At 73.0% G+C, this 17,923-nt stretch carries 18 protein-coding genes and 1 tRNA gene; 9 read left to right on the forward strand and 10 right to left on the reverse strand.

The features are described 5' to 3' along the window. Window positions 1-139: 139 nt before the first annotated feature. From cysS to ACH4C6_RS25350, 3 genes are all read left to right on the forward strand, one after another. Entirely contained in the window at window positions 140-1,534 is a 1,395-nt protein-coding gene (cysS, locus tag ACH4C6_RS25340) for a cysteine--tRNA ligase (protein ID WP_398110882.1), read from the forward strand. Between the two features lie 109 nt (window positions 1,535-1,643). Further along, window positions 1,644-2,585, forward strand: a complete 942-nt coding sequence (rlmB, locus tag ACH4C6_RS25345; protein WP_398110883.1) for a 23S rRNA (guanosine(2251)-2'-O)-methyltransferase RlmB — start codon at window positions 1,644-1,646, stop codon at window positions 2,583-2,585. Window positions 2,586-2,713: 128 nt separating this feature from the next. Then, the gene (locus tag ACH4C6_RS25350) at window positions 2,714-4,495 is read left to right on the forward strand and encodes a DoxX family membrane protein (RefSeq protein ID WP_398110884.1); all 1,782 of its coding nucleotides are present in this window, start codon (window positions 2,714-2,716) and stop codon (window positions 4,493-4,495) included. Window positions 4,496-4,680: 185 nt separating this feature from the next. Here the strand turns inward: ACH4C6_RS25350 and ACH4C6_RS25355 are convergent, their stop codons facing one another. The 3 genes from ACH4C6_RS25355 to ACH4C6_RS25365 form a co-directional block, all read right to left on the reverse strand. Then, window positions 4,681-5,412: an NDP-sugar synthase gene (locus ACH4C6_RS25355; protein ID WP_398110885.1), complete on the reverse strand. Its 732-nt coding sequence runs from the start codon at window positions 5,410-5,412 to the stop codon at window positions 4,681-4,683. Window positions 5,413-5,509: 97 nt separating this feature from the next. Further along, window positions 5,510-5,959 carry a hypothetical protein gene (locus tag ACH4C6_RS25360; protein ID WP_398110886.1) on the reverse strand — a complete coding sequence of 150 codons (450 nt, stop codon included), beginning with the start codon at window positions 5,957-5,959 and terminating at the stop codon, window positions 5,510-5,512. Window positions 5,960-6,177: 218 nt separating this feature from the next. Continuing rightward, on the reverse strand, window positions 6,178-7,266 hold the full coding sequence (locus tag ACH4C6_RS25365) for an ABC transporter ATP-binding protein (protein WP_398110887.1): 1,089 nt from the start codon (window positions 7,264-7,266) through the stop codon (window positions 6,178-6,180). Window positions 7,267-7,504: 238 nt separating this feature from the next. Here ACH4C6_RS25365 and ACH4C6_RS25370 point away from each other — a divergent pair. The 3 genes from ACH4C6_RS25370 (at window position 7,505) to ACH4C6_RS25380 (ending at window position 9,222) form a co-directional block, all read left to right on the forward strand. Continuing rightward, window positions 7,505-7,578 (forward strand) — tRNA-Thr (locus tag ACH4C6_RS25370). Between the two features lie 201 nt (window positions 7,579-7,779). Beyond that, a complete protein-coding gene (locus ACH4C6_RS25375; RefSeq protein WP_398110888.1) occupies window positions 7,780-8,313 on the forward strand; it encodes a hypothetical protein in 534 nt (177 codons plus the stop codon). A 132-nt stretch (window positions 8,314-8,445) separates the two neighbouring features. Beyond that, entirely contained in the window at window positions 8,446-9,222 is a 777-nt protein-coding gene (locus ACH4C6_RS25380; RefSeq protein ID WP_398110889.1) for a hypothetical protein, read from the forward strand. A 20-nt stretch (window positions 9,223-9,242) separates the two neighbouring features. On the opposite strand, the gene ACH4C6_RS25385 is transcribed toward ACH4C6_RS25380, so the two are convergent. The 3 genes from ACH4C6_RS25385 to ACH4C6_RS25395 all read right to left on the reverse strand — a co-directional run bounded on the left by ACH4C6_RS25385 (window position 9,243) and on the right by ACH4C6_RS25395 (window position 12,446). Next, window positions 9,243-10,151 (reverse strand): aminoglycoside phosphotransferase family protein, encoded by a 909-nt coding sequence (locus ACH4C6_RS25385; RefSeq protein WP_398110890.1) that lies wholly within the window; start codon window positions 10,149-10,151, stop codon window positions 9,243-9,245. 104 nt (window positions 10,152-10,255) lie between these two features. Continuing rightward, window positions 10,256-11,239 carry a zinc-binding dehydrogenase gene (locus ACH4C6_RS25390; protein WP_398110891.1) on the reverse strand — a complete coding sequence of 328 codons (984 nt, stop codon included), beginning with the start codon at window positions 11,237-11,239 and terminating at the stop codon, window positions 10,256-10,258. Window positions 11,240-11,285: 46 nt separating this feature from the next. After that, window positions 11,286-12,446: an FAD-dependent oxidoreductase gene (locus ACH4C6_RS25395; protein WP_398110892.1), complete on the reverse strand. Its 1,161-nt coding sequence runs from the start codon at window positions 12,444-12,446 to the stop codon at window positions 11,286-11,288. Window positions 12,447-12,624: 178 nt separating this feature from the next. On the opposite strand from ACH4C6_RS25395, the gene ACH4C6_RS25400 reads away from it, so the two are divergent. After that, window positions 12,625-13,296, forward strand: a complete 672-nt coding sequence (locus tag ACH4C6_RS25400; protein ID WP_398110893.1) for a pentapeptide repeat-containing protein — start codon at window positions 12,625-12,627, stop codon at window positions 13,294-13,296. A gap of 40 nt (window positions 13,297-13,336) precedes the next feature. Here the strand turns inward: ACH4C6_RS25400 and ACH4C6_RS25405 are convergent, their stop codons facing one another. Next, window positions 13,337-13,837, reverse strand: coding sequence for a hypothetical protein (locus tag ACH4C6_RS25405; RefSeq protein ID WP_398110894.1), 501 nt, complete (start codon window positions 13,835-13,837; stop codon window positions 13,337-13,339). Here ACH4C6_RS25405 and ACH4C6_RS25410 point away from each other — a divergent pair. Beyond that, window positions 13,827-15,281, forward strand: coding sequence for a M1 family metallopeptidase (locus ACH4C6_RS25410; protein WP_398110895.1), 1,455 nt, complete (start codon window positions 13,827-13,829; stop codon window positions 15,279-15,281). The genes ACH4C6_RS25405 and ACH4C6_RS25410 overlap by 11 nt on opposite strands. Here ACH4C6_RS25410 and ACH4C6_RS25415 read toward each other — a convergent pair. Continuing rightward, window positions 15,278-15,790 carry a GNAT family N-acetyltransferase gene (locus tag ACH4C6_RS25415; protein WP_398110896.1) on the reverse strand — a complete coding sequence of 171 codons (513 nt, stop codon included), beginning with the start codon at window positions 15,788-15,790 and terminating at the stop codon, window positions 15,278-15,280. The two genes, ACH4C6_RS25410 and ACH4C6_RS25415, sit on opposite strands and share 4 nt — an antisense overlap. Window positions 15,791-15,964: 174 nt before the next feature. Next, a complete protein-coding gene (locus ACH4C6_RS25420) occupies window positions 15,965-16,540 on the reverse strand; it encodes a TerD family protein (protein ID WP_010035999.1) in 576 nt (191 codons plus the stop codon). A gap of 146 nt (window positions 16,541-16,686) precedes the next feature. On the opposite strand from ACH4C6_RS25420, the gene arfB reads away from it, so the two are divergent. Next, window positions 16,687-17,124, forward strand: coding sequence for an alternative ribosome rescue aminoacyl-tRNA hydrolase ArfB (gene arfB / locus ACH4C6_RS25425; RefSeq protein ID WP_398110897.1), 438 nt, complete (start codon window positions 16,687-16,689; stop codon window positions 17,122-17,124). A gap of 122 nt (window positions 17,125-17,246) precedes the next feature. Here arfB and ACH4C6_RS25430 read toward each other — a convergent pair whose 3' ends face one another. After that, complete coding sequence (locus ACH4C6_RS25430) at window positions 17,247-17,834, reverse strand: flavin reductase family protein (RefSeq protein WP_398110898.1); 588 nt, start codon at window positions 17,832-17,834, stop codon at window positions 17,247-17,249. Window positions 17,835-17,923 lie beyond the last annotated feature (89 nt).

Genomic DNA, 17,923 nt, shown 5'->3' on the forward strand with positions numbered 1-17,923 from the left:
TCGGCCGAGGGGCCCGCTTCGGCCGAGGGGCCGGCCGGTCGCCCCGAGGGCCGGGGCCGGCCCCGTTGCCCAGGTCACGAATCGTCCGCCCCGCGGGGAAGGTCCTGAGGCACACCGCGCGGCCCACTACCCTGGAGGCGTGACTATTCGCCTGTACGACACCAGCGCCCGGCAGATCCGTGACTTCTCCCCGCTCACACCGGGTTGCGTCTCGATCTACCTGTGTGGCGCCACCGTGCAGGCGGCCCCGCACATCGGGCACATCCGCTCCGGCCTGAACTTCGACATCATGCGCCGCTGGTTCGCGTACCGCGGCTACGACGTGACGTTCGTGCGGAACGTGACCGACATCGACGACAAGATCATCGCCAAGTCGGCCGACCAGGACCGCCCCTGGTGGGCCATCGGCTACGAGAACGAGCGGGCGTTCAACGACGGCTACCGCGCCCTCGGCTGCCTGCCCCCGACCTACGAGCCGCGCGCCACCGGCCACATCACCGAGATGGTCGAGATGATGCGCGGCCTCATCGAGCGCGGGCACGCCTACGTCGCCGACGGCAGCGTCTACTTCGACGTCCGCTCCTTCCCCGACTACCTGGCGCTGTCGAACCAGGACATCGACGACCTGCGCCAGCCCGACGAGGGCGTCTCGGGCAAGCGGGACCCGCGCGACTTCGCCATGTGGAAGGCCACCAAGCCGGGCGAGCCCGACTGGGAGACGCCCTGGGGCCGCGGCCGCCCCGGCTGGCACCTGGAGTGCTCGGCGATGGCCCACAAGTACCTGGGCTCCGCCTTCGACATCCACGGCGGCGGCCTCGACCTGGTCTTCCCGCACCACGAGAACGAGATCGCGCAGGCCAAGGCCTACGGCGACGAGTTCGCCCGGTACTGGGTGCACAACGCCTGGGTCACCATGAGCGGCGAGAAGATGTCGAAGTCGCTCGGCAACTCGGTCCTGGTCAGCGAGATGGTCAAGCGCTGGCGGCCCATCGTGCTGCGCTACTACCTGGGCACCCCGCACTACCGCTCGATGATCGAGTACAGCGAGGAGGCCCTGCGCGAGGCCGAGTCGGCGTTCGCGCGGATCGAGGGCTTCGTGCAGCGCGTGGTGGAGAAGGCCGGCGCCGTCGAGCCCGCGCGCGAGGTGCCGCTCGCCTTCGCCGAGGCCATGGACGACGACCTGGGCGTGCCGCAGGCCCTCGCCGTCGTGCACACCACGGTCCGCCAGGGCAACAGCGCCCTGGCCGCCGACGACAAGGAAGCCGCCGTGGCCCGGCTCGCCGAGGTCCGCGCGATGCTCGGGGTGCTCGGCCTCGACCCGCTGGACCCCCAGTGGGCCGGCGAGGGCGACCGCGGCGACGACCTGCACGGCGTGGTCGACACCCTCGTGCGCATGGTCCTCGACCAGCGCGAGGCCGCCCGGGCCCGCAAGGACTGGCCGACCGCGGACGCCATCCGCGACCAGCTGGGCCAGTCCGGGCTGGTCATCGAGGACAGCCCGCAGGGCCCGCGCTGGAGCCTCGGCCCGCGCTAGACCGGCCGCGGCCGGAAGATCGATTGTGCCGCCCGGGCCTCCGGGCGGCACACTTCATAGACGTACGCAGTTCACCGCCTCACGGCGACACAGCAGAGACAGGTAGGTCATGGCAGCCAACAACCGCCGCATGTCCGGCAAGAAGGGCGCGCAGGTCGGCAGTGGCGGCCAGCGGCGCAAGGGCCTGGAGGGCAAGGGCCCGACCCCGCCCGCCGAGATGCGCAAGGGCCACAAGAAGAACCGGATCGCCAACGCCAAGGCGCGGCAGACGACCCGCCGCCCCGCGCCCCGCGGCCGTGGCGGCAAGTCGGCCTCCGAGCTGGTCGTCGGCCGCAACCCGGTCTACGAGGCCCTGCGCGAGGGCGTGCCCGCCTCGACGCTGTACGTCCAGCAGTTCATCGACAACGACGAGCGCGTGCGCGAGGCCCTGCAACTGGCCGCCGAGCGCGGCGGGATCAACCTCATGGAGGCCCCCCGCCCCGAGCTCGACCGGATGACCAACGGCCTCAACCACCAGGGCCTGGTCCTCCAGGTCCCGCCGTACGAGTACGCCCACCCCGAGGACCTGCTCGACGCGGCCGCCGACGAGGGCGCCGACCCGCTGATCGTCGCGCTGGACGGCGTGACCGACCCGCGCAACCTGGGCGCGGTCGTGCGGTCCGTCTCCGCGTTCGGCGGGCACGGCGTGGTGGTGCCCGAGCGCCGGGCCGCCGGGATGACGGCCGGTGCGTGGAAGACGTCCGCCGGCACGGCCGCCCGGACGCCCGTGGCCCGCGCCACCAACCTGACGCGCGCGCTGGAGGCGTACAAGAAGGCCGGTGTCGTGGTCGTCGGTCTCGCCGCCGACGGCGAGGCCGAACTGACAGAGCTGGAGGCCCTGGAGGGGCCCGTCGCCATCGTCGTCGGCAGCGAGGGCAAGGGCCTGTCCCGGCTGGTCGGGGAGACCTGTGACGTCCGGGTGCGGATCCCCATGCCGGGTGGCGCCGAGTCGCTCAACGCCGGTGTGGCGGCGGGCATCGTGCTCTACGAGGCGGCCCGGCGGCGCGCCTGAACAGGCGTCCGCCACTTCACCCGTGCAGGGCAATTCCCGGGTCATCGGGGCGACGAGGACAAGCTTGACGGGGTCCGGACAGATCCGGCGGGTCAAAGCAGTGTCCTAACCCGACGTCACTCGGTTAGATGAGTGTGGACACCAGAACACCCCGCACTCCCACGGGGGACCGCTCGTCGGGACTCGACGACGCTCCCGCGCTGAGCATGGTGAAGGTGCCGAGCGACCCGGCGCAGGTCATCGTCAATCACGCGTCTTTCCGCGTGCAGTTGGGCGTCTCGACGCGTCGCGTCCAGTCCCCCCGGGTCGCACGGCTCCTGAACGCCACCGAGGACACCGCCCGCATCCCCGCCGCCACCGCCGGGGGCGCGGCGGACGGGGCCGCCGCCCGCCGCCGGCCGGTCGTCTGGAGCGGCAGATCCGCGCCCGACGACACCGGCGCCCACCGCCTGCTCCAGGCGGTCCGGCACGGGAGCGTCCCCCACGCCGACGAGCCCGTGGCGGACGCCGGGGCCACGCAGGTCATCGACCGCGTCGGCCCGGACTACGGCACCCCCGGGTACCAGGGCGCCGGTTACGCCGGCACCGGCTACCCGGGCGACGGCTACCAGGACGACCTCGTCCAGACCGTCGAGGCCCCGGTCGTCGGCCCCCAGCGCACCCACGACCAGGCCGACGGCACGCGGCTGCTGCCCGCCATGCGCACCGTCGGAAGCGCCTACGACGAACCCGGCTACGACCAGCCTGGCTACGACCAGCCCGGTTACGACGAACGCGGCTACGACGAGCGCGGTTACGACGAGCACGGCTACGAGGACGCGGAGTTCGAGGACTCCGCCGACGACGGGACCGGCCGGCGCGGCAGGCGCCACGGCGACGACCCGGCCCGGCACGCCTACTACCCGGGCCGCCGGATGAACCTCGGCGTCGTCCTGCTCCCGCTGCGCGTCTTCCTCGGCTTCATCTCCATCTACGCCGGCATGGGCAAGCTGTGCGACCCCGTCTACTTCGACGGCGGCAAGCGCGGCTCCATGGTCAAGTGGCTCAACACCCTGCACCCCTGGGAAGTCGCCGAGCCGCTGCGCCAGTTCGCCCTGGAGCACCCGGTCGGCTCCGGCCTGGTCATCGCCTTCGCGCAGGTCGTCGTCGGCGTCCTGACGGTGCTGGGCTGCTGGCAGCGCGTCGCCGCCTGCCTGGGCGCCCTGCTCTCGGCGGCCCTGCTGGTCACCGTCAGCTGGAAGAGCGTCCCGGCCTACGAGACGCCCGACATCATCTACCTCGCCGCCTGGTCGCCGCTGATCATCGCCGGCGCGCCCGTCTACTCCGTCGACGGCCGCCTGGCCGGCAGCGCATGGCGCCGGCTCGGCCCCCGCGCCGACATCTGGGACCTGCGGCGTTACGTGCTGCGCCGCGGCGCACTCGTCACCGCGGTCGCCACGGGGCTCACGCTGCTCGTCGGCTCCCTGCTCGGCGGCGCCGTCCGCGACGCCGACCGGGTCGTCGTCCCGGGCCCGGGCGAGGCCCCGCGCAACGAGCTGCCCGGTTCCCCGCTTCCCGGTGAGCCCGGCGGCAAACGGCAGGAGAAGAAGCGCACCCCGTCGGCGTCCGTCTCCCCCACGCAGGGCGCGACGGCCGGTTCGGCCAGCCCCAGCGCGGGCACGACGACGCGGCCGGGCGCCACGCGCGACACCGGCACGGTCACGGGCGGCTCGCCGAGCCAGACCCAGGGCACCGGGGGCCAGGCCCCGCCCCAGCAGTCCTCCCCGCAGAACCAGGCGCCGAGCACCACGACGGGCCCGACCTCCGGCGGTGGCACGGCCACGGGCGGCACCGGCTCGACCGGCGGCTCCGGCAGCGACGGCGGTGGCTCCACCGGCCGCCCGGGCCTGGTGGGCGGCCTCCTCGGCTGACCCCCGCGCGCCCGACGACGAGGCCCCGCACCGGGAGGTGCGGGGCCTTCTCGTGCACCGCTCGGCGACGGGGCCGGCAGGGGCGGTGGCGGGTTGGGCCTGACCGGGCCGGGGCGGACGCCGGGGGCTGGGCTCCGGGGGCTGGCCTCCGGCGGCGTGGCTCCGGCGGCGTGGCTCCGGGTGGGTCAGCGGCTGAGGGCGGCCAGTTCCTTCGCTGCTTCCGTCAGGTCCTTCGCCGTGTCGATGGCCCGCCAGTAGGAGCCCTGGGGGATCGTGAAGCCGGCCAGGCGCCGGTCACGGGCGAGGTGCGGGAACGTGGTCCGCTCGTGGTCGCCCCGGTGCGGCAGCAGCTCGGCGAACTCGGGGGAGAAGACGTAGACACCGGCGTTGATCTCGAAGGTCGACGGCGGTGCCTCGATGAAGTCGGTGATGCGGCCGAACCCGTCCGTCTGCACGGCTCCCCACGGCAGGCGGGGCCGCGCGAGCGCCAGCGTGGCGACGGCGTCCCGCTCGGTGTGGAAGTCGGCCATGTCCCGGAGCGAGAACCGCGTCCAGATGTCCCCGTTCGTGGCGTACCACGGCTGGTCGGGGTGGGGGAGGTGGGCCGCGGCGTACTTGAGGCCGCCGCCGCGCCCGAGGGGCTCCGGTTCGACGACCGTCGTCACGGAGACGGGCAGCTCGGCCGTCTCCAGCCACTTCTGCAGGACCTCGGCGAGGTGGCCGCAGGAGACCACCACGTCCGTCACGCCCTCCTCGGCGAGCCAGGACAGCTGATGGCCGATGATCGGCGTCCCCGTACCGGGGATCTCGACCATCGGCTTGGGCCGGTCGTCGGTGTACGGACGCAGCCGGGAGCCCTGGCCGCCGGCCAGAACGACGGCTTGAACGGGGCGGGACGCGGCGTTCGGATCGCTCATGGAACCGAACTGTACGTGGCGTCCCGCCCGGGAAAGCGGCTGACGACCGTTCCCGTCAGCCGTGACGGACTTCCCACCCGGTGGCAGGGCGGTGTGCTCAGCGGTGCGCGGCCGCGACGCCGGTGGCGAAGGCGGTGTCGCAGACCGGCCGTGCGTAGGACTGGGCGCGGGTCGGACCGTAGACCCGCACGGCGGCCTGGCCGAGGGCGCGGGCGATCGAGGCGCAGTGCTTCGCCAGGGACGGGCGGCCGTTGACGGCCTGCTGGAGGTGGGTGAGCGCGACGCCCGGGTCCTTCTCCTGCAGTTCCGTCAGCAGCCGGTCGCGCAGGACGTCCTGCGGGGCGCGCTTGACGGTGCGGGGCGTCCCGACGGAGGTGTCCGCGGCGGTGAGCACCGGGTCGGTGGTGTTCCCCGACCAGTTGACTCGGGTGACCGCGAGGGTCCCGGAGAGAACCAGGACGACGGGCAGGACGAATGCGAGGGTGCGGCCGATCCGGCGGGCGGGGCCCCGGCCGCGTCGCGTCTGAGGGGTGCTGGAGTGCTTCACGCGTGTGAGGGTAGCGCCCGGTAGTGGTTTGTAGACATTTAGTCACCGGTTCGGGGGATGAGGATGTGCCCCTTCGTGGGTAGTGGGTTGACGCACGGCGCTCGAAACGTCCGTTCTGCCGGGGTATTTGTCGACAACGTGAGAGGGCCCCGCAGCGGTCTGCGGGGCCCTCTTCGTCAACCCGGGTGAATCACCCGGAGTCGTGCGTTCGCCAGGGGTCAGTCGGAGAGGCGCTCGCCCGTGGAGGTCGAGAACACGTGGGTCTCGCCGGAGCGCGGGACGATGTGCAGCTGGCTGCCCTTCTCCGGCACCTCGCGGCCGCTGACGCGGACGACGAGGTCCTTGGCCTCGTCACCGACCTGGGCGGTGCCGTAGACGTAGGCGTCGGCGCCGAGCTCCTCGACGACGTTGACGGTCACGGCGAGGCCCAGCTCGGCGTCGGGGCCGGCCACGTCGAAGTGCTCGGGGCGGACGCCGACCGTGACGGTCTTGTCGGTGGTGGCGGAGATCGCGTCGCGCTGGACCGGCACGACCGACTTGCCGAACTTCACGCCGCCGTCGGTGACCGGCACCTCGACGAGGTTCATCGCCGGGGAGCCGATGAAGCCGGCCACGAAGAGGTTGGCGGGCTTGTCGTACATGTTGCGCGGGGTGTCGATCTGCTGGAGCAGGCCGTCCTTGAGGACCGCCACACGGTCGCCCATCGTCATGGCCTCGACCTGGTCGTGGGTGACGTAGACGGTGGTGATGCCCAGGCGGCGCTGGAGCGAGGCGATCTGCGTACGGGTGGACACGCGGAGCTTGGCGTCCAGGTTGGACAGCGGCTCGTCCATGAGGAAGACCTGCGGCTCGCGCACGATGGCGCGACCCATGGCGACACGCTGGCGCTGACCGCCGGAGAGCGCCTTCGGCTTGCGGTCCAGGTACTCCGTGAGGTCGAGGATCTTCGCGGCCTCCTCGACCTTCTGCCGGATCTCCGCCTTGTTGACGCCGGCGATCTTGAGCGCGAAGCCCATGTTGTCGGCGACGGTCATGTGCGGGTACAGCGCGTAGTTCTGGAACACCATGGCGATGTCCCGGTCCTTCGGCGGCAGGTGGGTCACGTCGCGGTCGCCGATGCGGATGGCGCCGCCGTTGACGTCCTCGAGCCCCGCGAGCATGCGGAGCGAGGTGGACTTGCCGCAACCGGACGGGCCGACGAGGACGAGGAACTCGCCGTCCTCGATGTCGATGTCGAGCGCGTCGACGGCGGGCTTGGTGGAACCCGGGTAGATCCGGGTCGCCTTGTCGAACTGCACAGTGGCCATGGTGAATGGACCCCTTCTACCGGCAGGAACGTGCCGGACGATCCGAGTAGGAAGGTGGTGCCACGACGGTGTTCCGTTGTGGTGTAGTCCACGCGTGTGAACTGGCTCAGGACGGTACCTGCCGTTCACCTGGTCTGTCAGTACTTCGGCGGCTGTGAACTTCGCGGAAATTTTCGACGGGGCCAGGGACGGACCTGGGTACACTGCTCGGGCACGCGCGGGGCCGCACCCCGCACCCGCCTCCTTAGCTCAGCTGGCCAGAGCAACGCACTTGTAATGCGTAGGTCGTCGGTTCGAATCCGACAGGGGGCTCTGTGCGTCGAAGCCCGGCTCGGAGGTCCTCCGAGCCGGGCTTCGCTTTCGGAGCCGTTCCCCTCGGGTCACCGAACCGGGTGGCGCGGTCACTGCGCGCGCCTCTAAGGTCGTTGCACGCATCTGGTCTCGGGGGGCTTGATCGGCGTGTGTGCCAGAACGTCATGGGGCCGACGGGTCCGTGCCGGCCGTCTCGCCGGTATGCGGACGCTGGCCGTCTCGGCCTTCCTTCTCCTGGGAGTGGCCTGCAGCGGTGGCGCCGCTGAGGATCTCACCCGTGACATGAGCACAGCGGAGCTGTCGAAGTGGGGCGAAGGAATCATCGACTGTTCCGTCCCCGGACTGGGGGTGGAGATGCCTCTCGCGCCCGTGAGATCCGATGTCAGTGGCGACGGCAAGGACGATGTCATCGTGTCCCTGGAATGCGTGACCGGGGACGCGAGTTCGTTCAGTCACGTGGTCGCCTTGGACGGGGCGTCGGCGGCCGAGGAGCCGACGGTGCTCGGCACGTTGGTGTCCATGCCGAGAACCAGGGATTACCGGCGGGCCGTGCGAACGGGGGCGAAGGTCCGGAAGATCACGGTCAGGAAGGACCTGGTCACGGTCGTCGCCGATCAGTGGCGCTATATGGACGCCAAGGCGTGCCCGAGCCGCAAGTACGTCCAGATCTTCAGGGTGGAAGACGGGAAGCTTTCGGGCCGGGCACCGTCGAGACTCGACGTGACCACTTGTTAGGGCGGGATGGACATGCCTAGGTCCCGGGACACACGGCAGGCATCGACAGGCACCGCCGAGGGTGGCCGGAGCGGCGAGGCGCACGAGGGACAGGATCGCTCCCGCCCGGAGGGGCAGTCCTTCTGGGAACGCGTGCAGACAGCCTTCCAGGCCCACCGCCTTGGGGTGCTGATCGTGGGAGCGACGGCGGTGATCGGCCTTGTCGCGGCGGCCGTCGGTCTGTTCTTCACGTTCTTCCCCGATCTGCAGCCGAAGCCGGAGAGCAAATCGGCCGTCAAGATCCAGAACGTCGCCGTAGGGGGCATCAAGGAGCTGCACGGCGAGACGGAGGTGCCTGGCTACAAGAAGACGAAGCGCACGTTCGAGGCGCCCGTGCTCGACGTCCTGCTGTCGAACGAGGGGAATGAGACGTCCTACGTGAAATCCGCGACGTTCACCTTCTTCGCGGCCCAGGACATGCACCGGTGCTCCCGCATCGGAGGCGGGAACATCGACTACGTGACGTTCGAGGTCGGGGTTCCGCCCGATGTCAAGCCGGGGGACACGGTCAAGAAGGCGACGTTCTTCCAGGTGCGCCCGGGTAAGGGTGAGGCGTTGGCCTTCTCCCTGGGGCCGACGGGGGACAGCGTCTCGGAATCCTGGCTCTATGGCGTCTCCCTGGACCTGGGCATCGACTCTGCTTCCGTCTCGATCCCTGACGCGGCCGTTTCGAACGTGACTCTGTGGTCGGACGAGGTCCTGCAGAGCGCTGCCCAGTTGACAGCCCCCAATCAGCCGGAGGCCGAGAAGAGCCGTACGTGCTTCACGCGGACCCTCGACACGGTGAACGACGTCCTCGACCGGGCGAAGCACGTGCCCGCCGGCCTGCAGGAATTCGCTGTCAAGCTCGAAGCGGTCCTCGCCCGGTAGGCGGGTGTCCGACGGGCCGGTCAGGCCCCCTGCGTGCGCAGGCGGTGGGCGGTCTCCAGGTGGGCCGGGTCCAGGGGGCGGCCGTCCTCGATGTCCCACAGGGCGTTCTGCAGGACGCGGCCCAGGGTCCAGGCGCGGGCCCGGGCGCGGTCCAGGGACAGGACGTCCGTCAGGGCGTCGAAGCGCCAGAGGATCTCGGCGGGGTCGAAGCGGTTGTCGAGGGCGGGCCACAGCTCGAAGCCCGGGTCGCCCGCGAGGGGCTTGGGGTCGATCGCGAGCCAGGGGGCGCGGCGGGAGGCCAGGACGTTCTCGTCGTGCAGGTCCCAGTGCAGGAGGCGGTCGCCCGGCTCGTCGGCGACCTCGCGCACCGCGGCCGCGCAGTCGGCGACGAGGCGGCGCGCCCACGGGTCGGGGACGCGGTCGAGGGCCCGGGGCGTGGCGTCGAGCATCGCGCGGGCGATGTCGCCGAGCCGGCGCAGGCCGGGCGGGGCCGGGAAGGACGTCAGGTGGGCCAGCAGTTCGGCGAGGACGAGGACGGCCCGGCGGGTGTCCGGCTCGTGGGCGAGCATCCGGGTCTCGTCGAGGCGTTCCAGCAGCAGGGTGCCGGTGGGCGCGTCGTGGTCGAGCAGCCGGACCGCCCCGGCGCCGTCCCACACGCGCAGGGCGACGGGCTCGCCCTCGCTCTCCTCGTCGAGGAGCTGGAGCTTGAGGACGGCGGGGGTGCCGTCGCCGCGGCGCACCACCGGCAGGACCAGGGCGGAGACGCCGTGCATGGGCCTGCCGCCGGGTTCCGGTTCCAGGTCCCACCGGGTGAGGAAGCGGTCCGCCAGGCCGGGCAGGGCGGCGATGAAGGCACGGCCGGACTCGCCGTTGTACTCCGCCTGTGCGGCCGCCAGTTCCCGGGGGATCTCGATCGTCACGCCCGGCACGGTAGTGGGGCGGGGCGGGGCGGGGCATGCGGTTTTCCGCCCCCCGGCCGGGCGGCGGCTTTCCGCCCCCCAGGCCGGGCAGCCCCCGCCGTTCCCGCGTCGGCTCACGGCTCCAGGACCACCTTGCCCGTCGTGCCGCGGTTCTCCAGCGCGCGGTGGGCCGTCGCCGCCTCCGCCAGGGGGAAGCGCTGGACCGCCGGGACGAGGCGGCCGTGTGCGGCCTCGGCGAGGGCGCGCAGCTCCAGGGTGCGCAGGGGGTCGGGGCCGCCCGCCCGGCCCAGCATCACCGGGCCGAGGACCTGCTCGGACACCCCGTCGACCAGGTAGGGGCCGCCGCCCAGGACGCCCTCCCCGGACCAGCCGAAGACGAGGTGCCGGCCGCCGGGCCCGAGCAGGGCGACGGCCTCGCGGGCGACGTCGCCGCCGACCCCGTCGAAGACCACGGTCGCGGGGCGGCCGCCCAGGTGGGCGCGTACCTTCGCCGGCCAGGCCCGGTCCGTGTAGTCGACGGCCATGTCGGCGCCGGCCTCCCGGACGCGGGCGGTCTTCTCCGGCCCGCCCGCGAGTCCGACGACGGTGGCCCCGGCGTTCCTGGCGTACTGCACGAGCAGGGTGCCGATGCCGCCGGCCGCGGCCGGGACGACGACCACCGAGTCCGGGCCGAGTTCGGCGAACTGCACGATGCCCATCGCCGTACGCCCCGTGCCGATCATGGCGACGGCCGCCGCGAAGTCCAGGCGCTCGGGGATCTCGTGCAGGCGCTCCGCCTCGGTGACGGCGAGTTCGGCGTATCCACCGGGGACGAAGCCGAGGTGGGCGACGACCCGCTTGCCCAGCCACAGTCGGGCGACCCCCTCGCCCAGCGACTCGACGACCCCGGCGACCTCGCGGCCGGGGATCGTGGGCAGCGGCGACGGTTCGCCGGCCGGGCCGCCGCGCATGCCCTGGCGCAGGGCGGTGTCCAGCAGGTGGACCCCGGCCGCGCGGACGGCGATCCGGACCTGGCCGGGGCCGGGACTGGGGTCCTCCACCTGCTCGTAGGTGAGGTTCTCGGCGGGGCCGAAGGCGTGCAGGCGTACGGCGTGCATACGGGGCTCCTCGTGTCGTCGCGGACTGCGGCCCCAGCCTGCGACCTCAAGCTTGCTCGAGGTCAAGCTCGTGCCGGCCGAGGGCCAGGGACACCGCCGTGAGGGCGCTGTTGAAGGAGACCTCCGAGAGCACGCCGGGGGCGGCGACCTGGTCGCCGGCGAGGTAGACACCGTCGCCCCGGTCCACCGCAGGGCGGTCGCGCCAGCTGGTGCCGGGCGGGTCGACGGCGCCCGTCCGGCCGTCGGCCACCGACGTGCGCCGCCAGGTGACCCGGTCGCGCCAGCCGGGGAAGGCCAGGTCGAGCAGCTGCTCGGCGCGGGCGGTGCCGTCCGCCTTCGCCTCGTGCGGCGCGAGCGGGATCTGCCCCTGGATCAGCTGCTCCCCGGCCGGGGCGAGGCTGCGGTCCTGGGCGGTGAACCGCTCGATCCAGCCCGGGGCGTCGAGGTCGGACACGGCGAAGGCGTCGCCGCGGCGGGTGCGCACCGCCAGGTCGACCAGGGTCGTCCGGCCGCTCGGCCAGGTCAGCGAGTCGTCGCCGAGCAGGCGCCGCGCGGCGGGCAGGGAGGTGGCGACCACGACGGGGGTGCCGGTGGGGAGCGTGTCGACGCGGGAGAGGCTCTCGATGCGCACCCCCAGGTTCCAGGCGCGGGCGGCCATCCGGTCGATGACGCTCGCCCAGCCCCCGCGCGGGTAGTGCGCCTCGGGCGGCAGCCGGGTGGCGCGCCGCAGCCGCTCCTGCACGAACGCGGCGGACAGGGAGCCGGGGTCGTGGTGGAACAGGGCGACCGCGGAGTAGTGCGCGGCGGCCCGGGCGCCCTCCTCGCCCGCGATGCCGGTCGCCCAGGTCAGGAAGTCGGCGTCGACGGGTGCCTGCCGGCCGGTGCGGCGCAGCAGCTTGAGCATCGCGAAGGGAGGGGTGCGGCGCAGCGCGCCCCGGTGCCGCAGCCGGAGCCGGGCCGCCTCCAGGGGCGGGATCGGGGCGAGGGGGCCGATGAGATCGCGCTGCCGGAGCCAGGCCCAGTGCGGGCCGCCGTTGTACAGGGCGTGCGGCCCCTCGTTGGTGCGGTACGGGCCCTCGGCGGTGCGGGCCCGGCCGCCGAGGGTGTGATGGGCCTCGTGGACGGTGACCTGGGCGCCCGCCTCGGCGGCGGTGATGGCGGCGGTCAGTCCGGCGAAGCCGCCGCCGACGACGGTGATGCGGTGCATGGCTGGGGGTCTCCCTCGGGTCGCGGTGGCCCTCCTGGCCGGGGCCTTCCTGGCCGGGGCCCCGCGGGGCGGGCCGGGCCTTCGGGAGTACGACGGGCCGGGGGCACCGGGATGTGACACGACCGGTGTCCGCACAGGTGGGGGCGGGTTGTCAGTGCCGGGGTGCAGCATGGGGGGCATGGCGAGGAGAGCGGCGGGCGGGGTGAAGGGCGCGCGGCGGCCGGAGGTGCGGCTGCCGTCGCCGGAGCCGTTCGGGGGCGGCGGCCTGGAGCCGGACGGGGACTACGACGGGCTGGGGTTCGACGGGCTGGATCTCGGCGGGCAGGACGGGTCCGGCGCGCGGTTCATGGACTGCGTGCTGACGGGATGCGCGCTGGACGAGACGCGGCTGCGCCACGCCCGCCTGCTGGACTCGGTGCTGAGCGGTGTGCGCGGGGTCGGCACGGACCTGGCCGAGGCGACCCTGCGGGACGTGGAGCTGACGGACGCCCGCCTGGGCGGACCGCAGCTGCACGGGGCGGTGCTGGAGCGGGTGCTGGTCCGCGGCGGGAAGATCGACTTTGCCAATCTGCGGACGGCCCGGCTGAGGGACGTCGTCTTCGAGGGCTGCGTGCTGGTCGAGCCGGACTTCGGCGGGGCGCGTCTGGAGCGGGTGGAGTTCGTCGACTGCGTCCTGAAGGGCGCCGACCTGCACGCGGCGACCCTCGTCGACGTCGATCTGCGCAGGGCCGCGTCGGTGGAGATCAGCAGCGGCCTGGACCGTCTGTCGGGCGCGGTGATCAGCCCGGCCCAGCTGCTGGACCTGGCTCCGGCCCTGGCGGCGCAGTGGGGGATCAGAGTGGAGGGCTGACGGCGAAGAGCCCGACGGCCTGCGGCGACTCGCGCCGGCCTCACGACACCCGGGGGAAGCGGGACTGGAGGGTCCAGATCGCCGGGTTCTCGGCGAGGTCGTCGTGGAGGTCGGTGAGGTCGGCGATCAGGTCGTGCAGGAAGTCCCGTGCCTCGCGGCGCAGTTCGCTGTGGGAGACGGTGAGCGGCGGTTCCTCCGGGCGCATCCAGTCGGCCTCGATGTCGACCCAGCCGAAGCGCCGCTCGAAGAGCATCCGGTCCGTCGACTCCGTGAAGTCCAGCTCCGCGCGCTGCGGCCGGGAGGCGCGGGAACCGGCCGGGTCCCGGTCGACGCGCTCGACGATGTCGCACAGGGCCCACGCGAAGTCGAGCACCGGCACCCACCCCCAGGACGTGGAGACCTCGTGGTCGGTTTTGGTGTCCGCCAGGTAGACGTCACCGCAGAACAGGTCGTGGCGCAGCGCACGGACGTCCGCGCGTCGGTAGTCGGTCTGCGGCGGGTCGGGGAAGCGGTTGGAGAGGGCGTAGCCGATGTCGAGCACGCAGGTGATGGTGTCACGCCGCCATAGGATCGCGATCGTGGCCCGTTCTGCACGTTGTGTCCCCGTCCTGCTCGCCTGCGTCCTCGCCCTCACCGGATGCGGCGGTGGGGTGCACGGCACTCCGGGCGGCTCCGGCGTGCGCGACCCGTACTTCCCGAAGGCGGGCAACGGCGGGTACGACGTGCGCCACTACGGCCTGCGCCTCGCCTACGAGCCGGACGCGCACCGCCTGACCGGCACGGCCACCCTCACCGCCCGCGCGGACGAGGACCTCTCCGCCTTCAACCTGGACCTGCTCGGCCTGGAGGTCGGCGAGGTCACCGTGGGCGGCCGCCCGGCCCGCTTCAACCGCGCGGGCCAGGAACTCACCGTCCGGCCGCGCGACGACATCCGCCGGGGCGCGACCTTCCGCGTCACCGTCCGCTACTCGGGGGTCCCGCAGACCGTCACCGACCCGGACGGCTCGCAGGAGGGCTGGCTGCGCACCGCGGACGGGGTGCTCGCCCTGGGGGAGCCGACGGGGTCGATGGCCTGGTTCCCCGGCAACCACCACCCCTCCGACAAGGCCGCCTACGACCTGACCGTGACCGTGCCGGAGGGCCTGCGGGCCGTGTCCAACGGGGAGTTGCGCGGCGAACGCACCGCCGGCGGCCGTACGACGACGGAGTGGCACATGGGGCGGCCGATGGCGAGCTACCTGGCCACGCTCGCGATCGGCCGCTTCGAGGTCGACCGCTCCCGCACCCCGGCCGGCCTGCCCGTGTACACGGCCGTGGACCCGGCGGAGGCGGAGGCGAGCGGGCCGGTGCTGCGGCGGCTCCCGGAGGTGCTGGCCTGGGCGGAGCGGCGGTTCGGGCCGTACCCCTTCTCCTCGACGGGTGCGATCGTCGACCGGGCGCCCGAGCTCGGCTACGCCCTGGAGACGCAGACCCGGCCGGTCTTCCCCGGTGCCCCCGACCTGACGCTCCTCGTCCACGAGCTGGCCCACCAGTGGTACGGCGACTCCGTCTCGCCGGAGAGCTGGCGGGACATGTGGCTCAACGAGGGTTTCGCGACGTACGCGGAGTGGCTGTGGGAGGAGGAGCACGGCGGGAGGAGTGCGCAGCAGACGTTCGACGCGCTGTACTCCGGCAGCTACTTCACCACCGAGGAGGAGGCCGAGGAGGTGTGGGCCTTTCCGCCGGCCGAGCCGCCGGACGCCGCGCGGATCTCCGACCCGGCGGTGTACTGGCGGGGCGCGATGGTGCTCCAGCAGGTCCGCCGGACCGTCGGCGACGCGGCCTTCGGGCGGATCCTGCGCGGCTGGGCCGCCGCGTACCACTACGGGAACGCCGGCACGGCCGACTTCACCGCCTACGTCGAGCGGCAGGCGCCCGGGAAGGACCTCGACCCCGTCTGGCGGGACTGGCTGTACGGCGAGGGGAAGCCGGACGGCACCCCCTAGGGAGTGCTGAGGACCTTGCGCAGGACGGTGCAGGGGCGGCCCAGCTGCCGGTCCTCGCGGTGACAGATCGTCCCGTAGCCGAGGGAGGTCCAGAAGGCGAGGGCCCCGGCGTTGCCGGTGAGGACGGCGAGGCGCACGGCGGTGCGGCCCGCCGCGCGGAAGCGGTCCTCGACGAGGGTCGCCAGGCGGCGGCCGTGCCCCTGGCCGTGCAGGGCGGCGTCCACCATCAGCAGACCGATCCACGGGTCGGGGTCGGCCGGGTCGGGGTGGTGGGCGAGGGTGACGGCGATGCCGACGAGGCTGCCGGAGCCGCGGGCGAGCAGGACCTCCGTGCCGGGCTGTTCCCACTCCGCGGCCAGGGCGGCCGCGACCTGCTCGGGGCGGATGTCGTGGGGGTCGGGGAAGTCGCCGCTGAGGGTGTGGAACGCAGTGTTGGAGGCGTAAAGGGCGGTCAGCTCCGCGAGGAGGGAACCGCTCGGGGGAGCCGGGGGGAGGGGGTCGAGGATCACCCGGGGAACGTACCCCGCGCAGGGGAGGGCTTCGCGTGGCCGTAGGGGCTCGGGTGCTTCGTCCCTGCGGGGGGACGGTGGCTTGTCGCGCAGTTCCCCGCGCCCCGGAGGGAAAGCCCCCGGGCCGGTTGGCATCGGCCCGGGGGAACTCCGCTCACCGGGTTCGGGCGTCCGTCAGACGTTCACGCCGAAGTCCTGGGCGATGCCGACCAGGCCCGAGGCGTAGCCCTGGCCGACGGCGCGGAACTTCCACTCCGCGCCGTTGCGGTACAGCTCGCCGAAGACCATGGCGGTCTCCGTCGCCGCGTCCTCCGACAGGTCGTAGCGCGCGATCTCGGCGCCGCCGGCCTGGTTGACGATGCGGATGTAGGCGTTGCGCACCTGGCCGAAGTTCTGGCTGCGGTTCTCGGCGTCGTAGATCGAGACCGGGAAGACGATCTTGTCGATGTCGGCCGGGAGGGCGGCGAGGTTGACGTTGATCGCCTCGTCGTCGCCGGCGCCCTCGCCGGTGCGGTTGTCACCGGTGTGGACGATCGAGTTGTCCGGCGTCTGCTTGTTGTTGAAGAAGACGAAGTGGGCGTCCGAGTAGACCTTGCCCTGCGTGTTGACCGCGATCGCGGAGGCGTCGAGGTCGAAGTCCGTGCCGGTGGTGGTGCGGACGTCCCAGCCGAGGCCCACGGTGACGGCGGTCAGGCCCGGAGCCTCCTTGGTGAGCGAGACGTTGCCACCCTTGGACAGGCTTACAGCCATTGTTGGGAGTCCCTTCCCTCGTGTACGTACGGCAAAGAAGCTACAGCTACCCCCATGAACGCGGAGAGGGGTACGCGAGGTTCCAGGTCCTTTACTTTCTTTACCCGGGATTATTCGGGTGACGTGGACGGGACAGGAGCGGGAACATGGACGGCATGTCCGGTCCCCATGTCATCCGCGGCTCCGTCTCCCTGCCCGAGGCCGAGCTCATGTGGCGTTTCTCGCGCTCGTCGGGGCCGGGCGGACAGCACGTCAACACCAGCGACTCCAAGGTCGAGCTGAGTTTCGACCTGGCGCGCACCGAGGCCCTGCCGGAGGTGTGGAAGCGGCGGGCCCTGGAGCGGCTGGCCGGCCGCCTGGTCGACGGTGTCGTCACCGTCCGCGCCTCCGAGCACCGCTCGCAGTGGCGCAACCGCGAGGCCGCCGCCGTGCGCCTGGCCGCGCTGCTGGCCGAGGCCAGCGCACCGCCACCCAAGCCCCGCAGGCCGACCCGCGTCCCGCGCGGCATCAACGAACGCCGGCTGCGCGAGAAGAAGCAGCGCTCCGACACCAAGCGCGGCCGCTCCGGGCAGAACTGGGGCTAGCGGGGCCACGCCGCGTCAGGCCGGGTCCGGCCCGCCCGTGCTCCGGCCGTCGCCGGGGTTCCTGCACGCGCCCCGGGGCGGGCGGACCGGTCGCGGGGAGACGATCGGTCGCGGGGAGCCGGTCATCGGTCCAACTGCCGGTACCGGCCGCGGAAGTATGCCAGGGGGCCGCCGTCCGCGCTCGGGGTCCGGGCCGTCAGGACGCGGCCGATGACCAGGGTGTGGTCACCGGCCGGCACGCGCTGCTCGGTGCGGCACTCCAGGACCGCCAGGGCACCGCCCACCAGCGGCGACCCGGTGTACTCGCCGCGGGTGTACGGGATGTCGGCGAACAGCAGGCGGTCGCTGACCCGGCCCTTCATCGCGAACCGGCCCGCGATGTGCCGCTGGCTCTCGGAGAGGACCGACACCGCCCACAGGTCCTGCTCCTCCAGCAGCTCGTCCATGCGGGAGCCCTCGCGCAGGCTCACCAGCACCAGGGGCGGGTCGAGGGACACCGACATGAAGGCCGTGGCGGTCATGCCCACGTCCTCGCCGCCCGGGGCCGTGGGGTCGTCCGGGTCCAGCGGCGGCTCCTGGGCGGTCACCAGGACCACGCCGGAGGCCAGCCGGGACATGGCGGCGCGGAACTCGTCGTTGCTCACCCCCTCAGGATGCCCGGAGGCGGGCGGCGGCATGATCGGGGACGGGGCGGCGGGAGTGTTCGGCACATCCGGAACGCTAATCGCCGCCCTCGGCGCCGCGCATCGGGCTCCCGCCCGATCACGGTCCTAGGACTCCGGGCGGACGTCACGGACGG

The sequence above is a fragment of the Streptomyces sp. NPDC017943 genome (assembly GCF_044328425.1).
Classification (GTDB): Bacteria; Actinomycetota; Actinomycetes; order Streptomycetales; family Streptomycetaceae; genus Streptomyces; species Streptomyces djakartensis_A.